Origin of the sequence: Bartonella sp. DGB1, assembly GCF_041345015.1 — a bacterium.
GTDB lineage: Bacteria > Pseudomonadota > Alphaproteobacteria > Rhizobiales > Rhizobiaceae > DGB1.
Genome location: NZ_CP166769.1, coordinates 1,222,923 through 1,238,248, shown reverse-complemented (window position 1 = coordinate 1,238,248; position 15,326 = coordinate 1,222,923). Strand labels below are relative to the sequence as shown.

The following is a 15,326-nucleotide window of genomic DNA, read 5'->3' as shown; positions in this document are numbered from 1 at the left end:
CTGTGGATAAATAGCTATATACTCACAATATAATATTAAAAATATATTAATAACTTAATTATTAATATAAGACCTATATATTGTTAAACTATACGCTTAAGTTATTAAAAATTATCAATCAAATAGATATGATACAGATTGCTCATTTGCGGTTCTTTTAATTGCTTCAGCTAATAATTGACCTATAGAAATAACCCTAATATTAGGTATATCACTAATATTTATTCTAGGTTTTATGCTATTAGTAATGACTAATTCTTTAAGGCAGGAATTAGCTATTTTATCTGCTGCTTTACCTGATAGAACACCATGAGTAATATAAGCAGCAACACTTCTAGCGCCATCATCAAGTAAGGCTTGAGCTGCATTACACAATGTACCTCCGGAATCAACTATATCGTCTAATAATAGACAATCTTTGCCTTCAGGATCACCTATAATATGCATTACTTCTGAAATTCCAGCTTTTTCTCTTCTCTTATCAATAATTGCAAGGGGGGCATTGGAAAGTCTTTTAGCTAAAGCACGGGCTCTTACTACTCCACCAACATCAGGTGAGGCAACCATAACATTAGATACATCATAATTGTTGTTTATATCACGGCTTATTGTAGGAATCGCATATAAATTATCAGTAGGAATATCAAAAAAACCTTGAATCTGACCAGCGTGTAAGTCTAAAGTTAATACGCGATTAGCTCCAGCTTCTGTTATTAAATTGGCGACTAACTTTGCTGATATAGGAGTGCGAGGAGCGGGTTTACGATCCTGGCGCGCATAACCAAAATAGGGAATAACAGCGTTAATGCGACGAGCGGAGGAGCGTCTGAATGCATCTATCATTATCAGAAGTTCCATTAAATGATCATTAGTAGGATAAGACGTCGATTGTAGAATAAATACATCTTCTCCACGAACATTTTCCCCGATATCTACATATATTTCTTGATCAGCAAAGCGTTTTACCGTAGCTTGACCCAAATTAATATTAAGATAGTCTGCTACTTCTTGTGCCAGTGGTATATTAGAATTACCGCAGAATAACTTCATTTTAGATCCTTTATAATATAAAATAAGATTAAGTTATTTGATTTATACTAAAGTTTTAGATAGCTTTAAAGAAATATTTTAGTTTAAAATTATTTTGGTTAGCTATATTTTTATATTGCAACCCGCGCCAAAGCAAAATACCTTAAATAATTTACCCATTTTATTAGGATTAGTGAGATAGTCATATTCTTTAGCTAATAAATATTGTTCTGTATCAGTTAGTTGAGGAAATTTAGAGGTGATACGAAAAGCTAAGTTAAGTGATTGTAAAAATTTACCTTGCTCTAAACAAAAATTATCTATTTGATTAGCTTGGCATAACTTCTTGAACTGACCAAAATTAACATGACTGGTAAGATCGCAGTTACCAACGTCAGAAAAAATATCTACAAACTTATGATCCTTGATAGCTTGCAAGCTATCTCCATAACCTTCGCAGATACTACCATAATCAACAATTATACCTCCACCTTTATATTTGGAGATATAAGATAACATACAATTAAATATATTTAAGCGCTCAATACTAATTTCATATATCGCACCTTCGGGACTTAGATAAAAATCTGACGGAAGATAACCGGGAGAAAGTTTTTTGTTGCCTAGAGTAAATTGAAAATTATCATCAGAAAAAGTGATTAATCTTTCATAAAATACACCATCAACATTTACATATTGATCTATAGGAATTGCATCAAAAAATTCGTGCGCTATAAATAAAATAGGACAAGATACAGAAATATCTAAGCTGGTATGCCAGCATATATTAGTGTGAGAAGATAAAGTATCAGCTTGGATATTTTTTAGGTAAGGACTAACCTCTATAATTTTTAATGATAGACTATTATAAAATTTACTATCATGAATCTTAATAAAAGATAATATATCTCTCATCAATGATCCAGTTCCTGCACCTAATTCACATATTATTATTTGTTTAGGGCAATCTAAAAAAATCCATTGATCTTGTAACCAAAGGGCTATAGTTTCAGCCATTTGCTTACCTAATTCCACTGCTGTGATAAAGTCACCTTTTTTACCTAAGGGATTCCTATTAATATAATAACCCCAATCTTTATTCGTTAATGATTCACGCATAAAGTGACTTACTGATATAGCTCCATGTTGAGAGATATAATTTTTTAACCAAATATTACCGCTTTTGCACATTATAGGACCTAATTATTAGATATATACCAGCAAATAGCATAGGAAACGAAAGAATCATACCCATGGTTAACCAGTGATTATATAGATAACCTAATTGTGCATCTGGTTCACGAAAAAATTCTACAAAAATTCTGCTAATTGAATAGCCTACAGCAAAAATACCACTAGTTAAACCGGTTCTTTTTAACGAATGGAATAAGAACACCATAGTTAAAAGGAGTAAAAACAAAAATAATCCTTCTAATAAAGCTTCATATAATTGGCTAGGGTGACGGCTGAGTAAATCTCCATACATATTAATACCACCATTAGGAAATTTTACTCCCCAAGGGACATTGGTAACTTTTCCCCATAGTTCACTATTAATAAAATTACAAATTCTAACTAAGCCTATACCAACAGGAGCCGATACGGCGACAAGGTCAAATAAGGCAATGAGATTAATTTTATATTTTTTACTGAATAGATAAAAAGCTAATAGACAACCTAAAAAACCTCCATGAAATGACATGCCGCCATCCCAAATAAAAAACATATGACTAGGAAATGATAAATAATAGTTGAAATTATAAAATAATATATATCCTAATCTACCGCCTATGATAATTCCTAACGTAGCATAGACTATAAGATCATCTAATAGAGGAGCTTTTAAGGGGCTAATAGCATTGCGCCATAATTTTTTTTGTTTCAATAAATATTTACTGAATAACCAAGCAAATAATATACCAACTAAGTAACCAAGACCATACCAATGGATATTAAAAAAACCAATAGAAAAGGCAATAGGGGATATATTAGGAAATTCTAGACCCATTTAAGACTCCATTGAAACTATATGTTATAGATTTATTTTAAAAATAATAGTATACTCTGAAATATATTAGCGCAAATATAAAAATTTACCATAAAGGAAAAATAATGAATAGAGGGCAGAATAAATTATTGGATGATATTGCAAATATTTGTAATCAAGCTGCAAAAACAGTTGAGACATTTAAAGAAGAAACCCAAAATATAGCCCAAAGTCAAATAGAAAATTTAATTAATAAATTAAATTTAGTAAATAGAGAGCAGTTAGAAATTGTTAAGCAAATGGTACAAAAGATACAGCTAGAACAGCAGGATATGAAAATAAAAATTGAGGAAATTGAAAAAAAATTACAAAATTTAACTGATTAATTAATGGGCGAAAAATGTCACTTACTCTTGATAAACTTAAAGTTATTCATATACCAGTAACACCTTTGCGGCAAAATTGTACTTTGTTGATGGATCTTGATAATGACCAAGCAATTTTAGTTGATCCAGGTGGTAATGGAGAAAAAATATTAAAAGTTATTAAAGAAAATAACGCAAATGTTAAAGAAATATGGATAACACATTGCCATTTTGATCATATTGGAGCAGCTAATTTTGTGTCTGAGCATTTGAAGATTAATGTTGTTGGACCAGCTATAGAAGATAAATTATTATTACAATATGATGTTATTGATATTGCAAGAGGTTATGGAATATATGACGATACTATCCAGAATGTAACTATAGAAAAATTCTTAGCAGATGGAGATATCGTAACTTGTGGAATGTATGAATTCAAAGTGTTACATACGCCAGGACATGCTCCAGGACATGTGATATTCTTTTGTGAAAAACTACAATTTGCTATAATGGGAGATGTGTTATTTAGAGGATCAATAGGAAGAACAGACTTGATAGGAAGTAATCATGCTGATCTTATCAGATCTTTAAATAATAAAGTGTTACCATTAGGAGATAATGTGCAATTTATCTGTGGGCATGGTCCAGGTAGTACTATCTTATATGAAAGATTGCATAATCCATTTTTACAAGTATTTAATCAATGAATAACTGTATTTAATTAATAAATAACAGTATTTGATGAGTCAATATTTTATTCATTAATCCGAGGTAGTAAAGCTATTTTAATAGCTTTACTACCTTTATTATTTATAGTCGCATTTACTTCATAAGCAACTTGTTTATTTAACATTCTTTAGGTCAAATATTTATAAGGTTGACAAGATATAAAAACCCTTAATTGCCGTTATAAGATAAATATTTAACAATATATAAATTATAAGTTATTTACATCTTATATAATTGATTTAGTTAACTTCATCTAACAAAGATATTTTAGTAGCTTTTAAACCTTTACTATTGATATTCTCTGTTGCCTCATAAGTAACTTGTTTATTTAACATTCTTTAGGTCAAATATTTATAAGGTTGGCAAGATATAAAGACCTTTAATAGCCGTTATAAGATAAATATTTAACAATATATAAATTATAAGTTATTTACATCTTATATAATTGATTTAGTTAACTTCATCTAACAAAGATATTTTAGTAGCTTTTAAACCTTTACTATTGATATTCTCTGTTGCCTCATAAGTAACTTGTTTATTTAACATTCTTTAGGTTAAATATTTATAAGGTTGACAAGATATAAAGACCTCTAATTGTCGTTATAAGATAATTATTTAACAATATATAAATTATAAGTTATTTACATCTTACATAATTTATTTAATTAACTTCATCTAACAAAGATATTTTAGTAGCTTTTAAACCTTTACCATTGATATTTTCTGTTACTTCATAAGTAACTTTTTGTTTATTTAATAGTTCTGTTAAACCAAATATTTGTAAGGTTGATATATGTATAAAGATATCTAAACCGCCATTATCAGGAGTTATAAAACCAAAACCTTTTTCTACATCAAAAAATTTCACCGTTCCTGTTTGTGATATATTGCCTTCTGACATTATGCCCTCGTAATTTCTTTATTATTTATTATAGAAGATAATACAATAAGGAAAATTGACAAGATATAATATAAAATATACTAATATATTTTATATTAGCGGCCAGGACGACCAGTTTTAGAGCTTCTTCTACTAGGAGAAGTTGGACGTTTCTTTGATTTTTCTTCTTGCGATATTATTATATCTTCTTCGTTATCGTAAAAGATTACTTTTGGATCATCGCTTAAAATTAATAGCATTTGTTGTAACTTTTGTAGCTCATCTCTATAGTCTGCGGCTTGTTCAAAATTAAACTCTTCTGCAGCAGCATACATTTTCTTCTCTGTTTTTTTTATCTTCTTTTCTAGTAATTCTGGTGATAATCGTGGCAAAGATTTATCTTTTTTACTGGAAGTAGAATAATCTGCTTTAGGAAAAGAAAAATTGCTATTATTTTTTGAGGTTGTTTGTGGAATGATATTATGTTTTTTATTATAGGCTTCTTGTTTTTCTCTTCTCCTTTTTGTTTCTTCTAAAGCTTTTTTTATGGAAGCTGTTTCTTTATCTGCATAGATAACAACTTTACCGTCTACATTTCTTGCTGCTCTACCTATCATTTGTATTAATGAAGTTTCTGAACGTAAAAAGCCTTCTTTATCTGCATCTAAAATAGCGACTAAACCACATTCAGGAATATCTAAACCTTCACGTAGTAAGTTGATGCCTATTAATACATCAAATACTCCTAAACGTAGGTCTTGAATGATTTCAATTCTCTCTAATGTATGTATGTCAGCATGCATATAGCGGACGTTAAAATTTTGTTCATGTATATATTCTGCAAGATATTCTGCCATACGTTTGGTTAATACGGTAACTAAAGCACGGTAGCCTTTACTGATAACTGATTTTAATTGATCTATTAAATCGTCAACTTGATATTTGGCAGGTAATACCTCAATTTGTGGATCAGTAAGACCAGTAGGACGGATAATTTGCTCCACAAATACGCCATGAGTTTGTTCAAATTCCCAACGTCCAGGCGTAGCAGAAACGGCTATAGTTTGAGGGCGCATCATATCCCACTCTTCAAAACGTAGCGGTCGATTATCCATACATGATGGAAGTCTAAAACCATATTCTGCTAAAGTTGCTTTACGACGAAAGTCTCCTTTATACATACCTCCTATTTGTGGAATAGAAACGTGACTTTCATCTACAAATAAAATTGCATTATTAGGAAGATATTCAAATAACGTTGGAGGAGGCTCTCCAGGAAGGCGACCGGTTAAATAACGTGAATAATTTTCAATTCCTGGACAACTGCCAGTGGTTTCTAATAATTCTATATCTAAACTGGTACGTTGCTCTAGCCGTTGTGCTTCTATCAGACGGTTAGCGGCGATAAGTTCTGCTAATCTTTCTTGTAACTCTATTTTAATAAGCGAAATAGCTTGTTGTAATGTGGGGCGGGGGGTAACATAGTGAGAATTAGCATATAATTTGATTGAATCAAGTTTAGCAGTAAGTTGACCTGTTAATGGATCAAACTCGCTTAAGCTTTCAATTTCATCACCAAATAAAGATATACGCCACGCTCTATCTTCTAGGTGAGACGGAAAAATTTCAATAATATCACCACGAACTCTAAAAGATCCACGTGTAAAATTAATGTCTTGTCTACGATATTGTTGTTCTACTAGTCTAGACAATAATTGACGCTGGTTAATATGTTCATTAACCTTTAATGAAAAAGTCATAGCTGTATAAGACTCAGCCGAACCTATACCAAATATACAAGAAATAGAGGAAACGATAATGGTATCATCGCGTTCAAAAAGGGCACGTGTAGCAGCATGGCGCATTCTGTCTATTTGTTCGTTGATAGAAGATTCTTTTTCAATATAAGTATCAGATCTAGCTACATATGCTTCAGGTTGGTAATAGTCATAATAAGAGACAAAATATTCAACTGCATTTTCAGGAAAAAATGACTTAAATTCCATATATAGTTGAGCGGCTAAAGTTTTGTTGTGAGCTAAAATAAGAGCAGGGCGTTGAGCTTGAGCTATAACTTGTGCCATAGTAAAAGTTTTACCAGAACCAGTAACACCTAATAAAATTTGTGTTTGCTCTTTTTCTTTTAGACCTTGTAATAAGGAGCAAATCGCTGCAGGTTGATCTCCGGAAGGCTGAAAATCTGTCTGAATAGAAAATTTTTTGCCGCCTTCACTTTTAGCGGGTAAAATAGGGCGATGCGGCTTCCAATCTTTTCCATGTTTAATTAATGGCGAATCTGAAGATATTAGCTTAGATAAAGCCTCTACCGTTGGAGTCATAATAGCAGGATTTTTTTGTTTATCTGCCTTTCTGATTTTAGCGGCAGGAGATTTGTTTACCAAAATAGTCTCTCATGTAAAATGTCAAAGAATATTTAATTAACGTATTTGTTTTAATTTAGTTCAAAAAACTAATATTTGCAATAATTATGTGCATTTTTTTAATGAAATACATTAATATATTAGTGTATATATATGATATAATTATATTTTTTATGAATTGGGTGAAATGTATAAAAAGTTTCTCATATTTTTAGTTATAATAATAACTATGTTAACAAGTATAACTAAAGTAATGGCTGCTAATGCTATTACTACCTCATATGTAAATATGCGTATTGGACCAAATACTGATTATCGTATATTAAAGTTACTGCCTCCTAAATCAAGGTTGCAGGTGAGATATTGTCAAGAATCTTGGTGTCAGGTATCATATAAACAATATACTGGTTGGATGTCCGCAAAATATATAGCATATAAGCAAACTACAGAATCTAAAAATTTAGCTAGGGTTACTTATAGTATTGAGAGGTTTACTGTATGGGAGCCTTTGGTGACCATGCCGCTAAACAAGGAATATAATATTATTTCATTTGAAAGTTACAGGTCTTTTGTTCAGTAACTCCAGCTGGCTGCTTTTGAAAGTATAAATTTTTTAAAAGCATTCATTCTGACGGAATTTCTGAGGGATTCATGGTAATAAAAATAAGCGGTAAATCTTGGAATATCTGCTACATCTGTTAATATTTGCACAAGACCTTCAGTATCTTTAACTATATAGTCTGGTAATACACAAAGACCTAAGCCTTTAATGGTTGCTTCTCTTAAAGCAAGTAGATTATTGATTTTTAAAGTCGATTGTCGAGGAGGCGAAAAAAAACCATTAGCACTTTCTAGCCAATTGAGAGCAACTAAATGTGGTGGAATGGGGTCACCATAAGAAATAATAGTGTGATTTTCTAAGTCACTCAATTGTGTAGGTTTGCTGTGTTTTTTAAAATAATCTTCCGAGCCATATATATGCATATGAATATTAAATAATTTTAATTGGATTAAATTTTGTTGGCTAGGTTGATGTAGTTGTATAGCACAATCTGCTTCACGTTTACTAAGATCTGGTTCAGTGTCTGTTAAATAAAGTTGTAATTGTATATCAGGATAAAGACTAGAAAATTCATGAATACGATGACTCAACCAACCCAGACCAAGTGCAGCAGTGGTCGTAACTCGTAAGCGACCATAAAGTTTTTGACGGCTTTCATATAATAAATTATATGCATCATCTAACTTTTCTATCATAGAATGTACAGTTTTAAATAGTGTCTCGCCTTGTTCGGTCAGAATTAATCCCCTAGCATGACGTTGAAATAATAATACACCTAATTCTAATTCAAGGCTGGTCACTTGACGAGATATAGAAGATTGAGACATATGTAAATTGCTGGCAGCTTGCGTAAATGATCCTGCTTCTGCGGCAGCATAAAATACACGTAACTTATTCCAATCCGAAGGAGTTTGCATTTTCAGTTCACTTAATTTAATTCTTCTAAATATTTTTTAGCATCTAATGCTGCCATACAACCATGTCCCGCTGCTAAAATAGCTTGGTGATAAACTGAATCTGCAACATCTCCAGCTGCGAAGACGCCGGGTATACTCGTTTTAGTAGTACCTGCTTCTACCCATAAATAGTTATCCTGCGTTTTTTTTAGCTGATTGTCAAATAAATTTGTACAAGGGTCAAATCCTATAGCTATAAAAACACCAGAAGTATCAAGTTCGGTGATATTATGATCTAATATATTTTGCAATCTTATTGATGAAACTTGAGGCGGTAACATTTTAGTATGTGTACCTAAAATTTGAATTACTTTTTGGTTCCATAATATGGATATATTAGATTTTTTAAATAAGCGGTCTTGTAATATTTGTTCTGCTCTTAATTTATCACGGCGGTGGATAAGAGTAACATGTTTAGCAATATCAGATAAATATAAAGCTTCTTCTACGGCTGTATTACCACCACCAACTACAACGACATTTTGATTACGATAAAAAAAACCATCACAAGTCGCACAAGCTGAAACACCGCCACCAATAAAAGTTTGTTCTCCATCGATTCCGAGCCAGCGAGCTTTTGCTCCTGTTGCAATTATCAAGGAATCACAGGTGAATATTTTATCACTATCTGTAAAAATTTTAAAAGGTCTAACGTTAAGATCAACTTTAGTTACTATTTCATCTAGAATATTAGCGCCCACATTTTGCGCTTGTTGAAACATTTGATCCATTAGCCAATTACCATCGACAGGATGTGGAAAACCAGGAAAATTTTCTATCTCATTGGTTAGGGTTAATTGTCCACCTTTTTGTAAGCCGGTCAATAAAATGGGGTTTAACATAGCTCGAGCACTATATATAGCTGCTGTATAACCAGCTGCACCAGAGCCAATAATCAAAGTTGAGGTATGTGTAGTAGACATAAATATACCTTATTAAATATATTCTACGTTGATAATTTCGTAAGATCTTATACCAGCAGGAGCTTTAACTTCTATTGTATCTCCAATAGTTTTACCAATTAACGCCCTGGAAATAGGAGAAGATATAGAAATCCGACCTTCGTGAACATCTGCTTCCAGATCACCGACTATTTGATAGATTTTTTTCTCATCAGTTTCTTCATCTATTAAAGAGACTGTTGCGCCAAATTTAACAGTGTCGCCGGACATATTGGAAATATCTATTACTTCTGCGCGAGCAAGAGACTCTTCTAGTTCCATAATACGGCCTTCGTTAAGACTTTGTGCTTCTTTTGCTGCATGATATTCAGCATTTTCTGATAAGTCACCATGTGCCCTGGCTTCTGATATAGCTTCGATAATTTTAGGGCGCTCAATTCTTTGACGTCTGTTAAGTTCTTCCTTAAGTAAAGCAAATCCACGATTTGTCATAGGAATACTATCCATATTTTATCCTTCCTTATTTTATAGTAGTTATATAATTATGGTTATATCAAGTATAAGGTTATGATATATAACATAATGATTAATATATTTATTTACTTTAATGATGCACAAAAATTTTGAATATGTAAACAAGCTTCTTTTAAAATATCCGTAGAAGTAGCATAAGAAACTCTAAAATTAGGAGATAAACCAAAAGCTTCACCATGTACTACAGCTACCCCTTTGGCGTTTAATAGCTCTTCAGTAAATATAGCATCATTTTCGATTATTGTACCTTGAGGAGTTTTTTTACCAATTACCCCAGCACATGAAGGATAAACATAAAAAGCCCCAGATGGTTTTGGGCAAGTTATGCCTTCAGCTTCGTTTAGCATTTTAACTACTAGATCTCGTCTAGATTCGAAGATTTTACGACTATAACTAATAAAGTCTTGAGGGCCAGTTAATGCTTCTTTAGCAGCCCATTGAGATATACTGCATGTACCAGATGTTTGTTGACCTTGTAATAAATCCATAGCTTTTATTAGTTTTTCTGGTCCTGCCGCATAACCGATACGCCATCCGGTCATACTGTAAGATTTAGAAACACCATTCATGACTAATGTGCGATCATATAAATCAGGGCAAACTTGGAGTAAATTAGTAAATGTTTGTCCATCATAAAGTAAATGTTCATATATATCGTCAGACAATATGTGTACATGTGGATATTTGCGAAGCACTTCACCTAATTGTTGTAATTCTGTTATATTATAGGTTGCTCCTGAAGGATTACTAGGAGAGTTTAAAATTAACCATTTTGTTTTAGGGGTTATTGCTTGTTCTAACTCTTCTGGTGTGATTTTAAATTGGTTATCAATTGAAGTTTTTATAATAACTGACTCTCCACCTACGATTGCTACCATTTCAGGATAACTAACCCAATAAGGAGCGGGGATAATTATTTCATCGCCTGGTTCTACTGTAGCCATTATAGCGTTGAAAATTATTTGTTTTCCACCTGTTCCAACAATTGTTTGGGCGATTTTATATTGAAGTTGATTTTCATTTAGAAATTTATCAACAATAGCTTGCCGTAATTCATTAATACCTGATATAGCGGTATATTTAGTTTCCCCTCTTTTAATTGCCTCTATTGCCGCCAGTTTAATATTTTCTGGTGTGTCAAAATCTGGTTCGCCAGCGCTTAAACTTATGATTTTTCGACCTTGAGTTTGTAGTTCTCGAGCTTTTTGTGACATAGCAATAGTTGCAGAAGGCTTTACGCGGGAAAGGCGGCTAGATAAAAAAGACATTATGATTTCCTTAAAATAAAATTTAAAGCTTAGATTTTATTTTTATCATTATTGTATATATTTGTCATATATATATTTTTTTTTTTAACAAAAAAGCTTTTATTCTTATATAAAATAGAATGTAAGATTAATTTATCAATTGCTTTTTATTTTATAAATTAGTTGCAGGATATAAAAATAGCCACTGAAAACAGTGACTTAATATTTTATATTATTTAATATGGATAATAATTAAAAACTGATATGGATATTATTGCTTTAAATAGAAAACCCAAGAATTAGCCTATAGTTAAATCCATATTATTTTAAACTTAAGTAATGACATTTATGATATCATTACTTTTAATAAGTTATTATAAAATAGCTAGGCTATCTGCAGCCATTTTTCCTGATCTTTTATCTTGAACCATTTCAAATTGAACTTTATCGCCTTCGTTTAAGCTTGTTAAACCTGAGCGATTTAAGGCAGAGATATGCACAAACACATCAGAGTGACCTTCATCCGGTTGAATGAAGCCAAAACCTTTTGTTGTATCAAACCATTTTACAGTACCGGTAATCATATATATATACTCCTAAACACCTTATAATAATAACATAGATCGAAAAAGAAGAGATCTACATAATAAGGTGCAAGAGTGTAGTCACTATCTTTGAAGATTCGATAATATTCAGTCTAGGGTTATTTTTTATAAAATGCAAGTTTATTTTGCAACTTTGTCTTATTTATGTAAATTATATGTTAATAGCCGTAATATTAATGTGATTTTACTTAAAATTGCGGCCTTATTGATATTTTGCCTTGTTAATAGATAGTTGTTTGGCTTGCCTATTGGGGTTAATTAAGTTATCTTGAAAACAAATATTAGATTATATAGGAAGGTATGTAAGAGTGTTGATATTTCATTATGATAAACCAAATAAAGGACAAAGAGTAAAGAAGAAAATTCTTTCTATCGTTGATCATTTTGCTCATATTGAGGCTACTAGTGGAGTGTTTTTGCTTCTCGCCGCTGCAATAGCCATTATCTTCGCTAACTCTAGTTATGGTTATCTTTATAATGAATTTCTTGCCGCTAATATAAATTTTTCTATTAATAACTTTAGTGTAAATTTTTCTGTCAGCCATTTTATAAATGATGGATTAATGACAGTATTCTTTTTGATTATCGGTTTAGAGATACGTCGTGAAATGCATGACGGTGTGCTTTCTGATTTTAAACAGGCTTCATTACCAGTGTTTGCAGCTATAGGTGGTGTGATCGTTCCTGCTGTTATATATTTTCTTTTTAACTATAGTTATGGTGTAATGAATGGTTGGGCTATTCCTACAGCTACAGATATAGCTTTCTCTCTTGGGGTTTTAGCTTTATTGGGTAATTTTTTACCTTCCCATGTTAGAGTCATTTTATTAACTTTAGCTGTGGTGGATGATATCATTGCAGTTTTAATTATAGCTCTTTTTTATTCATCGGGAATTCATTTGCCAGGGTTTTATATTATAGCAATAGGTGTAATGATAATTTATCTTTTGCGCTGGCTTGCTATTAATAAGATTTTATTCTATTTAATTCCGGCTTTTCTGGTCTGGTATGGTTTTGAGGAAGCTGGTATACATGCATCATTAGCAGGGGTTGTATTAGGATTACTTGCTCCAGTCAGGCCATTTGCAACTAATCGTAATCCAATTAAAGTTATGAAGGAAACTATAGGCTCTATTTCAGAAGAGGCATCCAAAAAACAGCCTAAACTTAATGAGGTTTCTGATGATTTAAAAATACTGCGTAAAGCACATAGAAGAACTTTGCCTCCTGTAGTGTCCTTGCAGAATGTATTACATGGGTGGGTATCTTATGGAGTGATGCCTATCTTTGCTTTTGCTAATGCTGGAGTTGCTTTTGGAGGGATTGCTCTGCAAGAACAGGGTAGCTTATGGATATTTTTAGGTATTTCAACTGGTTTATTAATAGGTAAACCTCTAGGCATAGTAGGTGTTAGTTGGTTGGTAACTAGGTTGAATATTTGTCAGCTGCCTAAGTCGGTGAAATGGGTGCACATGTTATTGATAGGCTTGTTAGCAGGAATAGGATTTACTATGGCAATTTTTGTTGCTGTTTTATCTTTTAGTTCTGATGCTCAATTAAGTATAGCTAAGTTAGCGGTATTATTAGCATCTGTGTTATCAGCAATATGTGGATTAATTTTAGGCGCAATCTTAGTTTTCTTTAATAAAAAAGATGAAGCTACAAAAAAACATAATGCATAAGAACAAGATAATATTAAAATATTGCAATTGTTTTATAGTATGCTAAAGTGAGTTGTTAATTTAGAAGCTAAAAATAGATAATTGTGCGGGGAAGAGGGTTTAAATAATGAAATTATGGAAACAGAAAGTAATAATTGCATTTAGCTTATTATTTTTTATATTCGTTGCTGCTTGTCAAAAAACTGATAAAGATGCAGATGGTAATTTAACTGAAGGCGGTAGCGCAATAGAACAAAAAAATACATCAGATGTTGCTACTGTTGATAATCAACCAGCTAAAGAGGGTAATTCATTAGAGGAAAAAAAATCATCTGATATTGATACTGCGGATAATCAGTCAGTTAAAGAGAATAATTCTGTAGAAGGAAAAAACACACCCGCTGTTGCGGCTGAAAATACCGCTAAGGAAGAAAAATCTACTAAAAATGCAAAATATAAATATGTAGAATTTTTAAAGTCAGAAATATTAACCGTAAAATTAGAAGATGTATATGATGAAATACCTGTTTACGGGACTTTAAAGCCGCAAGAAAGTGTTCAGGTCACTGCGTCAATTTTAGGTAAAGTTAGTAGTGTTAATGTAGATATAGGTGATAAGGTTACAAAAGGTGATACTTTAGTTGTTTTCAATAAAGACAATGTAACATCTTCTTTATCTTCTGCGGAAGCTTCGGTTGAAGGGATAAAATCGCAATTGAAGAATGCAAGATCTACTTATGAACGTAGTAAAGAATTAAATAAGCAAGGGTATGTTAGTAAGGCTGCTGTATTAAATAATGAAGCGACTGTAGCCAATCTAGTTTCTCAGTTACGTAAAGCAGAAGCTGCTAATGTTCAAGCTGCAAGGCAGCTTTCTGAAGCATCGGTAGTTGCTCCTGTCAGTGGGATAGTTGCATCTAAAGCAGTCAATGTAGGTCAAACTGTAGGTGTTGGTTCTGTATTGCTTACTTTAGTTGACATTTCTAAAATGGAGTTTCAAGCCAATATACCATCAACAGAAATTTCTAATGTCAAGTTAGGGCAAGAGGCGAGTTTGTCTGTTTTTGGTATTGATAAAAAATTTATTGCAACCGTGAATAGAATAAGTCCAGTTGTGGTACAAAATACTCGTAGTATACCGGTATATTTTAGTGTTGATAATCCAGATTATCTTTTGCGGGGGGGGATGTATGCTGACGGATTTATTATGGTCAATGTACAAAAAAATATCATGGTTCTACCAAATTGGTCTGTATTATATAATAAAGATGAAAAAGGTAATTTAAATTATTTTGTTGTTATGCTTAAAGATGGTAAAATTGCTGTTCAGGATGTAGAAGTAGGCGATGTTTGGGAGTCGAAATCATTGATTCAAATAAAATCTGGTCTAAAGGTAGGTGATCAGGTCGTGATTACTAATCTGGAGCAAGATTATGTAGGAGCTAGCTACAAAATAATAGATTTGTAATTATGAAAACAAATAGGCTT

At 32.0% G+C, this 15,326-nt stretch carries 15 protein-coding genes; 5 read left to right on the top strand and 10 right to left on the bottom strand.

Annotation, left to right across the window (positions count from 1 at the left end):
* Positions 1-114: 114 nt before the first annotated feature.
* From AB6T46_RS06250 to lgt, 3 genes are all read right to left on the bottom strand, one after another.
* Complete coding sequence (locus tag AB6T46_RS06250) at positions 115-1,050, bottom strand: ribose-phosphate pyrophosphokinase (protein WP_370931283.1); 936 nt, start codon at positions 1,048-1,050, stop codon at positions 115-117.
* 102 nt (positions 1,051-1,152) lie between these two features.
* Positions 1,153-2,220, bottom strand: coding sequence for an SAM-dependent methyltransferase (locus tag AB6T46_RS06245; protein ID WP_370931282.1), 1,068 nt, complete (start codon positions 2,218-2,220; stop codon positions 1,153-1,155).
* A complete protein-coding gene (gene lgt / locus AB6T46_RS06240) occupies positions 2,204-3,037 on the bottom strand; it encodes a prolipoprotein diacylglyceryl transferase (RefSeq protein ID WP_370931281.1) in 834 nt (277 codons plus the stop codon). The genes AB6T46_RS06245 and lgt overlap by 17 nt, the downstream gene beginning before the upstream one ends.
* Positions 3,038-3,141: 104 nt before the next feature.
* On the opposite strand from lgt, the gene AB6T46_RS06235 reads away from it, so the two are divergent.
* Positions 3,142-3,402 (top strand): accessory factor UbiK family protein, encoded by a 261-nt coding sequence (locus AB6T46_RS06235; protein ID WP_370931280.1) that lies wholly within the window; start codon positions 3,142-3,144, stop codon positions 3,400-3,402.
* 14 nt (positions 3,403-3,416) lie between these two features.
* Positions 3,417-4,088 carry an MBL fold metallo-hydrolase gene (locus AB6T46_RS06230; protein WP_370931279.1) on the top strand — a complete coding sequence of 224 codons (672 nt, stop codon included), beginning with the start codon at positions 3,417-3,419 and terminating at the stop codon, positions 4,086-4,088.
* 683 nt (positions 4,089-4,771) lie between these two features.
* Here the strand turns inward: AB6T46_RS06230 and AB6T46_RS06225 are convergent.
* Together AB6T46_RS06225 and uvrB are read right to left on the bottom strand one after the other, a co-directional pair.
* Positions 4,772-4,996 (bottom strand): cold-shock protein, encoded by a 225-nt coding sequence (locus AB6T46_RS06225; RefSeq protein ID WP_370932059.1) that lies wholly within the window; start codon positions 4,994-4,996, stop codon positions 4,772-4,774.
* A 110-nt stretch (positions 4,997-5,106) separates the two neighbouring features.
* A complete protein-coding gene (gene uvrB / locus AB6T46_RS06220; protein WP_370932058.1) occupies positions 5,107-7,329 on the bottom strand; it encodes an excinuclease ABC subunit UvrB in 2,223 nt (740 codons plus the stop codon).
* 229 nt (positions 7,330-7,558) lie between these two features.
* Between uvrB and AB6T46_RS06215 the strand changes: the two genes are divergently transcribed.
* A complete protein-coding gene (locus AB6T46_RS06215) occupies positions 7,559-7,951 on the top strand; it encodes an SH3 domain-containing protein (RefSeq protein ID WP_370931278.1) in 393 nt (130 codons plus the stop codon).
* Here AB6T46_RS06215 and AB6T46_RS06210 read toward each other — a convergent pair.
* The 5 genes from AB6T46_RS06210 to AB6T46_RS06190 form a co-directional block, all read right to left on the bottom strand.
* Complete coding sequence (locus AB6T46_RS06210; protein ID WP_370931277.1) at positions 7,945-8,850, bottom strand: LysR family transcriptional regulator; 906 nt, start codon at positions 8,848-8,850, stop codon at positions 7,945-7,947. The genes AB6T46_RS06215 and AB6T46_RS06210 overlap by 7 nt on opposite strands.
* An 11-nt stretch (positions 8,851-8,861) precedes the next feature.
* Positions 8,862-9,812: a thioredoxin-disulfide reductase gene (trxB, locus tag AB6T46_RS06205; RefSeq protein WP_370931276.1), complete on the bottom strand. Its 951-nt coding sequence runs from the start codon at positions 9,810-9,812 to the stop codon at positions 8,862-8,864.
* A 12-nt stretch (positions 9,813-9,824) separates the two neighbouring features.
* Positions 9,825-10,298 carry a transcription elongation factor GreA gene (greA, locus tag AB6T46_RS06200; RefSeq protein ID WP_370931275.1) on the bottom strand — a complete coding sequence of 158 codons (474 nt, stop codon included), beginning with the start codon at positions 10,296-10,298 and terminating at the stop codon, positions 9,825-9,827.
* A 92-nt stretch (positions 10,299-10,390) separates the two neighbouring features.
* Positions 10,391-11,593 (bottom strand): pyridoxal phosphate-dependent aminotransferase, encoded by a 1,203-nt coding sequence (locus AB6T46_RS06195; RefSeq protein WP_370931274.1) that lies wholly within the window; start codon positions 11,591-11,593, stop codon positions 10,391-10,393.
* A gap of 353 nt (positions 11,594-11,946) precedes the next feature.
* The gene (locus tag AB6T46_RS06190; protein ID WP_370931273.1) at positions 11,947-12,156 is read right to left on the bottom strand and encodes a cold-shock protein; all 210 of its coding nucleotides are present in this window, start codon (positions 12,154-12,156) and stop codon (positions 11,947-11,949) included.
* A gap of 329 nt (positions 12,157-12,485) precedes the next feature.
* On the opposite strand from AB6T46_RS06190, the gene nhaA reads away from it, so the two are divergent.
* Positions 12,486-13,859, top strand: coding sequence for a Na+/H+ antiporter NhaA (gene nhaA / locus AB6T46_RS06185; RefSeq protein ID WP_370931272.1), 1,374 nt, complete (start codon positions 12,486-12,488; stop codon positions 13,857-13,859).
* Between the two features lie 106 nt (positions 13,860-13,965).
* Positions 13,966-15,306, top strand: a complete 1,341-nt coding sequence (locus AB6T46_RS06180; RefSeq protein ID WP_370931271.1) for an efflux RND transporter periplasmic adaptor subunit — start codon at positions 13,966-13,968, stop codon at positions 15,304-15,306.
* The last annotated feature ends 20 nt before the right edge of the window (positions 15,307-15,326 follow it).

What these genes read in the sequence shown, in the direction of transcription:
- AB6T46_RS06230 (WP_370931279.1), top strand. Translation starts at nt 3,417, where the DNA reads ATGTCACTTACTCTTGATAAACTTAAAGTTATTCATATACCAGTAACA.
- uvrB (WP_370932058.1), bottom strand. Translation starts at nt 7,329, where the DNA reads ATGACTCCAACGGTAGAGGCTTTATCTAAGCTAATATCTTCAGATTCG.
- AB6T46_RS06215 (WP_370931278.1), top strand. Translation starts at nt 7,559, where the DNA reads ATGTATAAAAAGTTTCTCATATTTTTAGTTATAATAATAACTATGTTA.
- trxB (WP_370931276.1), bottom strand. Translation starts at nt 9,812, where the DNA reads ATGTCTACTACACATACCTCAACTTTGATTATTGGCTCTGGTGCAGCT.
- AB6T46_RS06250 (WP_370931283.1), bottom strand. Translation starts at nt 1,050, where the DNA reads ATGAAGTTATTCTGCGGTAATTCTAATATACCACTGGCACAAGAAGTA.
- AB6T46_RS06190 (WP_370931273.1), bottom strand. Translation starts at nt 12,156, where the DNA reads ATGATTACCGGTACTGTAAAATGGTTTGATACAACAAAAGGTTTTGGC.
- AB6T46_RS06195 (WP_370931274.1), bottom strand. Translation starts at nt 11,593, where the DNA reads ATGTCTTTTTTATCTAGCCGCCTTTCCCGCGTAAAGCCTTCTGCAACT.
- lgt (WP_370931281.1), bottom strand. Translation starts at nt 3,037, where the DNA reads ATGGGTCTAGAATTTCCTAATATATCCCCTATTGCCTTTTCTATTGGT.
- AB6T46_RS06180 (WP_370931271.1), top strand. Translation starts at nt 13,966, where the DNA reads ATGAAATTATGGAAACAGAAAGTAATAATTGCATTTAGCTTATTATTT.
- AB6T46_RS06210 (WP_370931277.1), bottom strand. Translation starts at nt 8,850, where the DNA reads ATGCAAACTCCTTCGGATTGGAATAAGTTACGTGTATTTTATGCTGCC.
- greA (WP_370931275.1), bottom strand. Translation starts at nt 10,298, where the DNA reads ATGGATAGTATTCCTATGACAAATCGTGGATTTGCTTTACTTAAGGAA.
- AB6T46_RS06245 (WP_370931282.1), bottom strand. Translation starts at nt 2,220, where the DNA reads ATGTGCAAAAGCGGTAATATTTGGTTAAAAAATTATATCTCTCAACAT.
- AB6T46_RS06235 (WP_370931280.1), top strand. Translation starts at nt 3,142, where the DNA reads ATGAATAGAGGGCAGAATAAATTATTGGATGATATTGCAAATATTTGT.